11 protein-coding genes and 1 riboswitch are annotated in these 11688 nt (G+C 66.8%); of the genes, 5 read left to right on the forward strand and 6 right to left on the reverse strand.

Going from position 1 to position 11688, the window contains the following annotated elements:
* Positions 1-470: acyltransferase family protein (locus tag ACTXPP_RS13440; RefSeq protein WP_443342595.1), on the forward strand; the 470-nt coding region annotated here is incomplete at its 5' end.
* A gap of 19 nt (positions 471-489) precedes the next feature.
* Here the strand turns inward: ACTXPP_RS13440 and ACTXPP_RS13445 are convergent.
* The 4 genes from ACTXPP_RS13445 to ACTXPP_RS13460 all read right to left on the reverse strand — a co-directional run bounded on the left by ACTXPP_RS13445 (position 490) and on the right by ACTXPP_RS13460 (position 6147).
* Positions 490-987, reverse strand: coding sequence for a hypothetical protein (locus ACTXPP_RS13445; RefSeq protein WP_301520617.1), 498 nt, complete (start codon positions 985-987; stop codon positions 490-492).
* Positions 988-1182: 195 nt separating this feature from the next.
* Complete coding sequence (locus tag ACTXPP_RS13450) at positions 1183-2529, reverse strand: ABC transporter permease (RefSeq protein WP_443342597.1); 1347 nt, start codon at positions 2527-2529, stop codon at positions 1183-1185.
* 249 nt (positions 2530-2778) lie between these two features.
* The gene (locus ACTXPP_RS13455; RefSeq protein ID WP_443342598.1) at positions 2779-3930 is read right to left on the reverse strand and encodes a DNA glycosylase AlkZ-like family protein; all 1152 of its coding nucleotides are present in this window, start codon (positions 3928-3930) and stop codon (positions 2779-2781) included.
* Positions 3931-4077: 147 nt separating this feature from the next.
* Complete coding sequence (locus ACTXPP_RS13460; protein ID WP_443342600.1) at positions 4078-6147, reverse strand: ABC1 kinase family protein; 2070 nt, start codon at positions 6145-6147, stop codon at positions 4078-4080.
* A 48-nt stretch (positions 6148-6195) separates the two neighbouring features.
* Positions 6196-6312: riboswitch (TPP riboswitch) on the forward strand.
* Positions 6313-6409: 97 nt separating this feature from the next.
* Between ACTXPP_RS13460 and ACTXPP_RS13465 the strand changes: the two genes are divergently transcribed.
* Both ACTXPP_RS13465 and ACTXPP_RS13470 read left to right on the forward strand, forming a co-directional pair.
* On the forward strand, positions 6410-7207 hold the full coding sequence (locus ACTXPP_RS13465) for a 3-oxoacyl-ACP reductase (protein WP_301497725.1): 798 nt from the start codon (positions 6410-6412) through the stop codon (positions 7205-7207).
* Positions 7208-7214: 7 nt separating this feature from the next.
* Complete coding sequence (locus tag ACTXPP_RS13470) at positions 7215-8501, forward strand: LLM class flavin-dependent oxidoreductase (protein WP_301520613.1); 1287 nt, start codon at positions 7215-7217, stop codon at positions 8499-8501.
* Here the strand turns inward: ACTXPP_RS13470 and ACTXPP_RS13475 are convergent.
* Positions 8498-8710 (reverse strand): PLDc N-terminal domain-containing protein, encoded by a 213-nt coding sequence (locus ACTXPP_RS13475; protein ID WP_301497729.1) that lies wholly within the window; start codon positions 8708-8710, stop codon positions 8498-8500. The genes ACTXPP_RS13470 and ACTXPP_RS13475 overlap by 4 nt on opposite strands.
* Positions 8711-8876: 166 nt before the next feature.
* On the opposite strand from ACTXPP_RS13475, the gene ACTXPP_RS13480 reads away from it, so the two are divergent.
* Complete coding sequence (locus ACTXPP_RS13480; protein WP_301497731.1) at positions 8877-9065, forward strand: hypothetical protein; 189 nt, start codon at positions 8877-8879, stop codon at positions 9063-9065.
* Positions 9066-9184: 119 nt separating this feature from the next.
* On the opposite strand, the gene ACTXPP_RS13485 is transcribed toward ACTXPP_RS13480, so the two are convergent.
* The gene (locus ACTXPP_RS13485; RefSeq protein ID WP_301497732.1) at positions 9185-10081 is read right to left on the reverse strand and encodes an SGNH/GDSL hydrolase family protein; all 897 of its coding nucleotides are present in this window, start codon (positions 10079-10081) and stop codon (positions 9185-9187) included.
* Between the two features lie 175 nt (positions 10082-10256).
* Between ACTXPP_RS13485 and ACTXPP_RS13490 the strand changes: the two genes are divergently transcribed.
* Entirely contained in the window at positions 10257-11519 is a 1263-nt protein-coding gene (locus ACTXPP_RS13490) for a methyltransferase (protein WP_301520612.1), read from the forward strand.
* Positions 11520-11688 lie beyond the last annotated feature (169 nt).

Here is an 11688-nt window from a genome sequence, read left to right on the forward strand (position 1 = left end):
GGCTAACTCTGTTGTCCGCGGTGACGATAGCGGCAATCTACATCCCTAATCTGGAACACGCATGGTTGTATGGTTCACGAAGTTTCGATTATCTCGATGTCAGTGTCCCGTACGGTCTCGGAGTGCGATCATTTATTCTCCTCAGCGCATTTGTGTCGACTCTCGTCGTCCTGTGCTGGTCCGGGAATCTTTCAGAATTCCTGGTCACGATCGGAAAACGCAGTCTTGCGATCTACCTCTTACACGGCCTAGCCGTGAGAGCGCTTGATGATCCCCTCAACGCGCTTCTCGAGGACGCTGCGGTGCCGATCGCGATTGCCGTCGGCATTGCTGTGTCAGTGCTCTTCACCTGGGTCTTGTCCTGGTCCAGGTTTGATCGGGCAATCCGTTGGTACAGCACCACCGTGGCAGGGTGGATAGCTAAAGCGCTCAGAGCGCCGTTCCAGAAGCGGGAGGCACCTGGTCACTGATCCACCCGTGGTTCGGGTTTCACCGCTGGCCGGCGGCGTCCACTACCTCGCCGAGACGCTGCAAGGCCTTCGTGCAGGTGCGCTGCTTGAACACTCCCTCCCTGGCGTGAGCGAACGCATGTAGTTCGCTGGGTGACCACACGATCTGCACAATGCAGGGATTCATGTTCATCGTGCCGGATCCGACGACGCCGAGAATCTTCAGGGTGGCGTCCTGTGATGCCGAGGGCTCCTCGGTCTCTTCCAGCACGCCATCGCCGAAAAAATCAATGCGCACTGCCTGCTGGGAGGCGTCGGAACGGGGGATCGGGAACACCTGCTGTTCCCCGTCGAGGCGGGTGAAGTGTCTTGCTCCGAACCTGCCTCCCTTGGCACCACCTGAGGCACCGGGAGCTCCACCGCCCATGCCACCCCCGATGGCACCGGCATGGGCGATGCCGTCGAACAGCATCTCGTTGAGCTGGTCGAGCGTCAGCAGGGGAGACGGGACATCACTGTTGTCACGATTTCTGACCATGGTCTTTCACCGTCCGTGGAGTTCAGTCGACGCAGCGCGTGGGCTTCACGTCAGCCATGAAGTGCGCTGACTCGGTGTGCTGATGGTACCGCTGGTCCCCCGTTACGATGCCACCGCGGAGCCTGGTGGCACGATCCCCTTTGGTGGTGCCGCCTCTGTGCTTGTGTTTCCCACGGGCGGCACCGGTAGCGCGTTCTATGCCTTGGTGTCGCCGGTGTCCCCGGTGGACTCGGTTGACTCAGCGGATTCGCTGCCCATGGCGGACGCGGCGACCTCAGTGTTGTCGGCCCCCTCGGCGGACGCAGCGGCTCCGGCAGGCTCGCTGTTCTCAGCGGACCAAGCGGCCTCAGAGCTCTCAGAGCCCTCAGAGCCCTCAGCGTCCTGACTGTCCGTAGCGTCCTCGGCCACCGTGCGGCGTCCACGTGCAGCGGCCACGCCGATCAGCGCGATACCGAGGACCACCCAGCCGAGCATCACCAGGATCGGCTGAAGGATGGCCGCACCGTCGAAGAAGGCGACCGAACGGGTGGCGTCACCTGCGGCACCGATCGGCAGGAACTGGCCGATCGTGCCCCAGGGCGAAGGCAGCCAGTCCGGTCCGGCTGTGAGCCCCGACAGCGGATTTGCGATCAGGATCGTGATCAGCGCGCCGATCCCCAGACCCGCATAGCCGAATAGGGCCTGCAGTCCGATGACGAACAGTGAGGTCGCGGCGATACCGAGTGCCAGCACACCGGAGGTTGCCCAGTAGTTCGCGTCGACGGTGCCGTAGCCGAACTGCAGCATCGCGCCGATCGCCAGACCGGCCAGTGCGGAGAATGCCAGGAACCCGATGATGCGCACACCGTAGCGCTTCTTGAACACGATCGACAGCGCCGCCGCGGAGATCACACCGCCGAAAGCCAGCGGCAGCGCCAGCCCGGTCAGGCCGGAGGCGGCGGGGTCGTAGTCGGTGGTGGGGGCGACGTCCTGCATATCAACCGGCAGGCCCTGGGCCTGCAGACCCTGGGCGATACCGCTGAGCATCTGAACGTAGGGCTGACCTGCGCCGGAGGCGGCGTAGAACATCGCGCCCTGGTCGGACAGCGCGATGGCGCCGACGGAGTCACGGTCGGCCACGGCCGCCTCGGCGGCGGCCTCGTCCTCGACGGTGGTGAACTCGAATGCCCCGGGCTGCTGTTGGTCCAGCATCTCGGTGATCTGCGAGACGGCCTCGTCGGGCCCGGAGATGCTGAGGGGGAGGTTCTCGGCGCCCGAGTTGTACTGCGGGGTGAGGAAGGCGAAGAGCATCAGGGTCATCGCGGCGGTGAGGCCGAGGACGATGGCCGTGAGCTTGCCGCCGATCGACGGCGAAGCCTTGTCGGACGCGCTGTCGGACGCACTGCCGGCCGCAGCGTCGTCCGTGGCGACGGCCGCAGCGTCGTCCGTGGTGTCGGACGCGTTGTCGGCCGCAGGATCAGGCGCAGGATCAGGCGCAGCATCTGCTGCGGCGTCGGACGTTCTGTCGCCCGCCGGTTGGGTGGGCTCGGACGGATCGGACATCGGGAACCTCCGTGTTGTCGAGAGAGAGTATATGGAACGTGAGGTTCCATTGGCTGTTGGGGACGGTAACGTCCCGCATGGGTGTTGGCAATATGGACAGCAAGATCGGCAGACAGTAGGCAGCAGCCAGACAGCGGTAATCAAGGAGATTGATCCGTGTGCTCAGATGCCAAGGGCAACCGGGAGGCGCTCATCGCACCCTTGCCACTGCAGCGGCACCGGACATGCAGGGCTGGGTCCTCGACACGGTCATCGACGGGCTCGGGGGAAACGCTGGAAAGCACGGTTGACGTCGGTATGCGCGGTGTCGCTGAGTGCGCGGAACGGGGAGGGGACCAGGCGTGACGACGGTGCCGCCCACGTCCCGACGAACTTTCCGCCGCGCACCATTGTCCGACGGAACACCCCGCGGTTACCGGGAGCGACCTGCTCGTGGTGCTCGGCGGTCATGAAGCTCAGCCGGTCGCGGTAGCCCAGCACGATTTCGTCGAAGGCGGGCAGCAGGAAGGTGCCGTGGGCCTTGCGTTTCACCGCGGCGAGGTCGTCGAAGAGGCCGGGGCGGTGCAGGCGCCCGTCGGCTTCCTCGAACAGGTCGGGGCCGCTCGTGCCGTCACCCCTGTCACTGTTGCTTTCGCTGCCACTGCCACTGCAACTGCCACCGTCGCTGCCGTTGAGTTCCGTCGCTGCCTCCTTGATCAGCGCGACGGGCAGCTTCGTCCACCACGCGAAGTCTCGTAGGTCAGCGGGGCCATGACTGTGCAGGTAGCGTCGCAGCAGTGCCGCGGCCGCTGCGGTGCGGTCGCCGTTGAAGCGTGACTCCAGGTCGGTGCCGTCCGGCAGCCAGGTGTCGGACGCGACGATCACCTGGTCGCCCTGCCGGAACGGGCCGTAGACCGCGGTGCCGTGCAGCATCATGTCGCGGATCAGCAGGTAGCGCATCGACTGGTTGCCGGGCAGACCGCAGGCGATGAACTGCTCGTCGAGCTCGGCTCGGGTCAGCCCGCCCGGGTGCTCGTCGAGGACGTCATGGGCGCGGGCGATGTCGGAGTCGGTCAGCCCGTCGCGCTCCAGCCGACGCCGGGACTCCCTGCGCTGCTGCCTCGAGCACAGTTCGGTGACCCAGCGGGCGTCTTCGGCGGCCAGGGCGAAGACGGTGGAGCGCATGGGGTAGCCGCGGACGATCGCCCCGCGGTCGAAGGCATCCGTGACCTGCTGTGCGGCATCCTTCTGATCCGTCTGTTTCCGATCTCTGAGGCGTAGCGCGATCGAGCTGATCACCCCGCCGAGCTCCTGGCCCTGCATCGGACCCATGGCGGTGAGGACCTCTTGTGGGCTGGTGGCGGTGGGGGAGACGAGACCCTGGGCGAGCAGGCGCGCCTCGACGAGCAGTGGGTTGACCATGGTGCCCAAGGATAGGGGAGTGCTGAGTCCCCTGACCGGGACCTACCATCCGGGACCCTCAGCCCGACTCCGCCCCCGGCCGCCGTGATCGAAATGTGCATGCCCAGGGGTACGGGTCAGGGGTCGGGAGCGTACCCCTGGGCGTGGTTATCTCCGGCTGAAGAGCACCATCGCCACGGTGCGCAGCGCCAGCAGAAACCCGCAGAACAGCACCACATAACCCATCGCCGCATGCCAGGTCAGCTTGTCGACCAGCACCGGCCCTCCGTCACCGAAGGCGATGAGCATCACCCCGCCCAGCACACAGAAGCCGGCGACCAACGCCACGGTGAACTGCTGCAGCAGCCCGGTGAGGTACGCCCGGTCGTCGGGGTTGCGGAACATCCGCATGCTCAGCGACAGCCGGCCGTCCTGCAGGTCACCGACGATCCCGCTGACCTTGCGCGGCAACTCCTGCAGCATAGGCAGTGACTCCAGCATCAGCCCTGACGCAGCGTCCTTCACACTCGAGGGGTGCGCCTGCTCCTTGATCAGCGCCGTACCCTGCTCCCGCGCGGTCTCCACCAGCGGATAGTCCGGCAGGATCAGCCGCAGCGTGCCCTCCATCTCCCCGAGACTGCGCAGCGCCGAGGCGATGTTCTCCGGTACGACGAGCCGGTGGTTGTTCACCAGTGTGGTCAGCTGACCGAACAGTGCCATGCCCTCACCCTTGCCGACCCCGCCCCGGTAACGAGCCAGGAGAACAGACACATCACGCTGCAGGGTGCGGACGTCCAGACCGTCCGGACGGTCCAGCAGACTCAGCAGCGCATCGGTGAGGATCCGGGAATCACCCCGCTCGATCGCGGCGAAGACCATGGTCAGGTGCCGACGGTCGGTCGTGTCGAGGTGCCCCACGGCCCCGAAGTCCAGCATCCCCAGCCCGACCTCACGCTGCTCCACCGTCTCCGAGGAGATGTGCACCGGTCCGACGGTGCGCTGCCAGGAGTCCTCCCAGACCGCACCGTCCATCACCAGGACATTGCCCGGGTGTGGGTCGGCCTGGAACACCCCGTACTCCAGGATCTGACGCATCACCGACACCATCAGCGCATCACCGAGCCCACGACGCTGCCCGGTGGAGTAGTCGTCAAGGTCCACGCTGCCGAGCGGGGTGCCGTCCAACTCGCCCATCACGAGCAGACGTTCGGAGCTGTACTCGTCGTACACCTGCGGCATGAGCACCTTCGTGGAACGCAGCGGTTCGGCCAGTTCGCGCATGTTCGCCGCCTCGCGCCGGTAGTCCAGCTCCTCGGCCAGGGTGCTGGTGAAGGACGCTGCGAGCCGACGGATGCCCATCTCCCGGCCCCAGTCGGTGCGGAACTCCAGCCAGTCGCAGATCCGCATCACGATGTCGGTGTCGTTGAGCACCACCTCGCGGGTACCGGGACGCTGCACCTTCAGGACCACCCGGGTGCCGTCGTCCAGCGTGGCACGGTGCACCTGGGCGACGGACGCCGCAGCCATCGGCTCGCGCTCGACCGTGGCGAAGACGGTCTCCGGGTCGGCGCCGAGGGACTCGGCCATGGCCGGGCCGATACGCTCCCACGGTTCCGGCGACGCCCCGGTCTGCAACGACGAGAGCTCCTTGATGAACTCCGGCGGCAGGACGGAGTCCCGGGTCGACAGGTTCTGACCCAGCTTGACGAAGGTGGTGCCGGATTCCTCCAGGGCCTCGCGGAATGCCTTGGCCGCCTCGGTCATGCTCGGCTTACGGGCGGTGAGGCCCTTGCGTACGAAGATGGCCATGACCTGTCGGTACCGACGGTTGCGGGCACGTTGCCGGCCGATGCGGGAGCCCCCGGAGCGACCGGAACGTCCTGCCGACCCGCCGGGGGAGAACCCGGCACCAGTGGGGACGACCAGCTCCATCACCGTCAGCAGGGCCGCACCGAAGCCGAGCATCCACATCAGGGCGATCAGCCCGAGGATGATCGCCGGACCGGGGGAGACGTCACGCCCGCCACCGGTGGTGAAGAACTGTTCCACGGCCAGCGCGACCAGCCCACCGGTGGACAGTGCGACCAGCAGGGCGACGAGGATCGACCGCGGCCAACCGACGGGAACCCCCAGTACCCGGCGCATCACATTGGCCAGCAGCCAGGTGACGCCGGCCAGCGCGACGGCACCGACGACGAGCCCGCCGAGGACACCCAGGATCATCAGGACGATCTGCATAATCCCACCGTACAGCGGGGGGTGGACAGCAATTGTCGTGCTACCCTCGCGGACGACACGGGGTGCCGTGGTTGGTCGGGGAATACCCGGCGGGCACGGCTGAGACCACACCCGTTGAACCTGAACCAGTTCGTACTGGCGGAGGGATTGTCCGGCATCACCGGTGTGTGTCGTGGGCTGTACCCCATGAGTCGTGCAGCGCCCGTAGCAGCAGCACACCCGATGCCCCTTCCGCTTGTGACCTCTTTTGAAAGGCATGAGCATGACCCAGAACAAGACCGAGAGTCTGACCCAGCAGCTTCCCCTGTCCGAGCAGACCGTCCTGGTCACCGGCGGAGCCCGCGGCCTCGGCGCCGCCATCACCGAGGCCTTTCTCCGCGAGGGCGCGACGGTGATCGTGAACTACCACTCCAGTGCGGACGCCGCGGCCGCCATCGTCGCCGAGCACCCCGGCAAAGCCCTGGCCGTGCACGCCGACGTGCGGGACCGCGAGCAGGTCGAGGGGATCTTCGCCGCCGTCGCCGCCGCCGGGCTGGGACCGGTGACCACCGTGGTCAACAACGCCCTGGTGGACTTCTCCTTCAACGGCGACGCCCGCGACAAGGCCGCCGAGATCCCCTACAGTTCCTTCACCGCACAGTTCGACGGTGCGGTCCGTGGCTCACTCAACGTCATCCAGTCGGCGTTGGACGACTTCCGCGCCGCCGGGTCCGGACGCGTGGTCAACATCGGCACGAACCTCTTCCAGTACCCGGTGGTGCCCTACCACGACTACACCGCCGCCAAGGCCGCGCTACTGTCTCTGACCAGGACCTTCGCCGATGATCTGGGCCCGGACGCGATCACGGTGAACATGGTCTCCGGTGGTCTGCTGCGCACCACCGACGCTTCGGCGGCCACCCCGGAGGAGGTCTTCGACGGCATTGCGTCCGGCACCCCACTGCGCGAGGTCACCACCCCGGAGCAGTTCGCCGACAGCGTACTGTTCTTCGCCTCCCCGTGGGCGCGTGCGGTGACCGGCCAGAACCTGGTCGTCGACGGCGGACTGGTGAAGGACTGATGCCTGAATGACGGATGTACAGATGCACCTCAACCTCTTCGCCTACGGCTGCGGACACCATTCGGCGGCGTGGCGGGCGCCCGGTGACAGCACCGGTGAACCCGCCACCCGGCTCGGCGACATCACCTGGTGGGAGTCGCTGGCCCAGACAGCCGAACGCGGCCTGTTCGACGCCTTCTTCCTCGCCGACGGCCAGGCGCACAGCCCCGTCCCCGGCCCCGGCTGGTTCCTGGAACCGCTGACCACACTCACCGCCATCGCCCGCGCGACCAGCCACATCGGCGTGGTGTCCACCGTCTCCTCGACGTTCTGGACGCCCTTCCACGCCGCCCGTGTCAGCGCCAGCCTGGACCACATCTCCGGTGGTCGCGCCGGGATCAACGTGGTGACCTCCATGACCGACGCCGAGGCCCGCAACCACGGCATGGACGCTTTGCCGGGCCATGCCGAGCGCTACGCCCGGGCCGACGAGTTCATCGACGCGGTCACCGCCCTCTGGGACTCCTGGCCCGACGCCACCGACCGCTCATCAGCCCAGGTCATCGACCACCATGGCCGGTTCTTCGACGTCGACGGTCCGCTGAACATCCCCTCCACCCCGCAGGGGCGTCCGGTGCTGTTCCAGGCCGGGGCGTCCGAACCAGGCCGTGACCTCGCCGCACGCCACGCCGAGGGGATCTACGCGGTGGCGTGGGATCTGGAGTCCGCAGCGTCCTACCGCTCCGACGTACGCGCGCGTGCCGCGAAGGTAGGACGCGACCCTGACGAGCTCATCGTCATGCCGGGGCTGGTCACCTTCGTCGGACGCACCGAGCAGGAGGCCCGCGACAAGCAGCGGGCGCTCAATGAGTTGCTGCCGGTGGAGGATTCGCTGGCGCAGCTGTCCTTCTTCGTCGGGCAGGACACCACCACCGCGGCCTGGGAGTTGGATGCCCCGGTGCCGGAGCTGCCGCCGCTGGAGGAGTTCACCGGCCCGGCCGGACGCTACGGCACGATCCTGCGGATCATCGAGACGACCCCAGGTATCACCGTGCGTGACCTGCTGGGATTCTTGGCTGCTGGTGGTGGTCATGCCACATTCGTGGGCACTCCGGAGCAGATCGCCGACGAGATGCAGCGGTGGGTCACCGGCGGTGGTGCCGACGGGTTCAACCTCATGCCGCCGACCTTGCCGGGTGGTGTGGAGGACTTCGTGGAGCTGGTGGTGCCGGTGCTGCAGGAGCGTGGGTTGTTCAGGACGTCCTACCCGGCGACGACGCTCCGCGGGAACCTGGGCGGGAACCTGGCCGGTTAAAGGCTGCCGAGGGCGCCGTGGCGTCCCCACACGAACCAGAGGATCGGCCCGAGGATGGGGAAGGCGAAGGCGATCAGCACCCAGACCACCTTGCCGCCGCCACTGATCTGGCGGTGCTTGATGATCTCCACCAGGGCGACAACGAACATGACCAGCCAGGCGAGGACCGCGGCTGCCATGAGGAGGACGACGATTACTTCAGGACCCATGGTGCTCACAGTAGTGGAGGAATCGTCCGAGGGAATCAGACCTCGGTATGACCCGGTATGGCCCCGGTGTGCGAGGCAGGTGTCCACCGATCAGTGCGTTCGGTGGCCGGCCGCGCGTACCCTGGGTAGTGCAACTGCACAAGACGACAGTGAGGTGAGAACCGGTATGACTGAGACAGCACCTGACGTCACTCCCGATCCCGAGAAGGATCGCGACCCGAATCAGGACCCGAACCGCGACCAGGTGAACACGCCCTCCGACCTGCCCCAGCAGGGCCCTGCCAGCGAGGACGAGAAGATCGACGAGCAGGGCGAAGAGACCTTCCCCGCCAGTGATCCGCCCGGCAACTACTGACACACCACGGGCCCAGATCTACACCGGGACCAACGACTCAACCCCTGAACTGCCACGGCATGTGGCTGCTCAGGGGTTGAGTTCTGTGCGGTGCGCGTCCTACCGCAACTGTCAGCGTCCTACAGCGACCGTGACATCCGGTCGGCGACCCAGTTCGAACCCTTCAGGTTCGGGTGGATCATCATGTTGTAGTGCGGGGTGGTGGTGTCGATGATGCCGGAGATGAAGCGCTGGTTGTCCGGCGCGCAGGTTCCACGGTTGGCGGTTTCGGCCTTCAGGTCCACGAAGTTGATGTTGTTGCGGGTCGCGGCCTCGGCCTGCATGCTGCGCACCCAGCGCTCGACGTCGGAGAGCACCGGCACCGGCAGGCCGGCGGGCAGGTTCGGCACCACGTTGAGGAAGCAGAACATGCCGTTGGAGGTGATCGACATCTGCCCGGCGAAGACGATCTTCGCGTTCGGGGCGTAGGCGCGGACCTTGTTCACCGCGGCACGGGTGTCGGCGAGGAAGCGGTTGCGGACATCACCGGGGTTCAGGATGTCCGCACCGTTGTCGGTGCCGTTGGGGCCGTGGTTGTTCATGCCGTAGTTCAGGACGACGGTGCGGGTGCCGGCGTGGATGTCACCGGCGCGGTGGGCGGCGTCGACCCGGGAGATGGCGCGCTTGGAGGTCAGCCCGGAGCAGGACCAGTTGTTGACCGGCACACCGTGGCGCTTGCTGAGCTGCCTCGGCCAGGAGTTCGGCGCCTGCAGGCAGCCGGACTGCCGCGGGTAGTTGTCGGGGACGAAGCCGTCGACGTTGCGGAAGGTGTTGTAGTACTGGTCCGGGTTGGCGGCGTAGGAGTCTCCGATGACCACGACGTTGCCGTTCGGGGCGGCGGTGGCGGGCTGTGCGGCGACGGTGATGCCGAGGCCCACCGAGGCGGCGGTCAGCAGGGAGAGCACCCCGCGGGCGACCTTGCTGTTACGGAGGCGGGCGGTGCGCCGGTGTGCGCCGGTGGCGCGGTGCGTATTCACGAAACATGTCCTCTCGAAAAGCGTCCGGTGGGACGCTGCGTCTACACGTCAGTCTAAGGGGTAAGACCGTTGCGGGAACAAGATCGTTACTTTTGCGTGATGTAACAGGCGTGCTCGGCTGGTATGTGCTGGTACGCCCTGGGCGAATGGGGGTGGACGTGGGAGAATGACAGTCATGGAACATAGCCCCACTGAGTTCAGGTGGCATTCGGAGAACGGTGCGTCGGCCCCGGCGGAGATCGTCGAGGTGGATGATTCGATGACCGCGGACAAGGCGTTGGGGATGCTGCGTCGTGGCACGGGGTTGTTGTGGTGCGGTGACTTCCACAATGCCCGCCAGTTGATGGCCGCCGTGGACCGCCGGTTGTCGAAGGCGGCAGGACGCTCCGGACGCTCCGGGGGTCGTCCTCGCGGGAAGGGTACCGGCCGCGGTGACCAGGGTGGACGCGGCGGCCGTGGTGGTGCAGGACGGGGCAATCAGTCCGCAGGGGCAGTACCGGACGCCCGGACCCTGTTCCTGAACCAGCGCGCTGACCGGGCGACGCGGGCGGCGACCCTCGGGAACATCCTGGTGGCCCTCGGCCCGGGGTGGACGCTGGATCTGCGCCGTGCACCGGATGTCGCGGAGGCCTGCGAGCACGCGTACGGTTCGTGGACCGGCGGGGATGAACCGGTCGTGGTGTCGTTGACGGAGCTACAGGGGGTGCTCGGGGCGTGGCAATGGCACCTCAAGGGCATTCAGATAGAGGAGCTGGGGGAGCGGCTGTACCCGGACTACGGGGTGTTCTCCCCGGTGCGTAATGAGTATGCGGGTCTGGTGGACCGGGCTGCGGCCGCGCGCTTCGGTGGTGCGGATGCTTCCGGCACTGCGGGAACAGCCGCAAGTGAGCCCGCCGGCCGGGTCCTCGAGATCGGCACCGGTACCGGGGTGCTGGCCGCTGTCCTGGCGAAACAGGGTGCGACGCATGTGACCGCGACGGATGTCAACGAACGGGCGGTCGACTGTGCCCGCGGCAACCTTGAACGCCTCGGGTACGGGGACCGGGTCGATGTCGTGGTTGCGGACCTGTGGCCGGACGCTTCCCGGTACGACGTCGTCGTCTTCAACCCACCGTGGTTGCCCGGGGTTCCGTCGTCCGACCTGGAGCAGGGCATCTACGACGCGGACTCCGATGCCCTGCGCCGCTTCCTGGCCGAGCTGCCGGAACGTCTCACGGAGGTCGGGGAGGGCTGGCTGGTCCTGTCGGACCTTGCCGAGCACCTGGGGCTGCGTACCCGTGAGCAGTTGGAGGGTTGGTTCGCCGAGTCAGGGCTGAAGGTGGTGGGACGCGAGGACACCGCACCGCGCCATCCGAAGGCCCGGGACGAGAACGACCCACTGCATGTCGCGCGCTCGGCGGAGGTCACGTCACTCTGGAGGCTTGCGGTGGAGAAGTAGCGGAGAGGCGGTGCACAGCAGGGAAAGGAGAGCACCGCGGCACCCGAGAGTCTCGACCCGACCATCAACGTTTTGGCAGATCTTATGCATGACCTGCAGGTTTGTGGTCTGTCTGTGGGGTGTGTAAATTATGTCGAGTGCCGCAGCGAGCGGGGGGAAGAGATTCCAA

The sequence above is a fragment of the Candidatus Corynebacterium faecigallinarum genome (genome assembly GCF_052264515.1).
In the GTDB taxonomy this organism is placed as follows: domain Bacteria; phylum Actinomycetota; class Actinomycetes; order Mycobacteriales; family Mycobacteriaceae; genus Corynebacterium; species Corynebacterium faecigallinarum.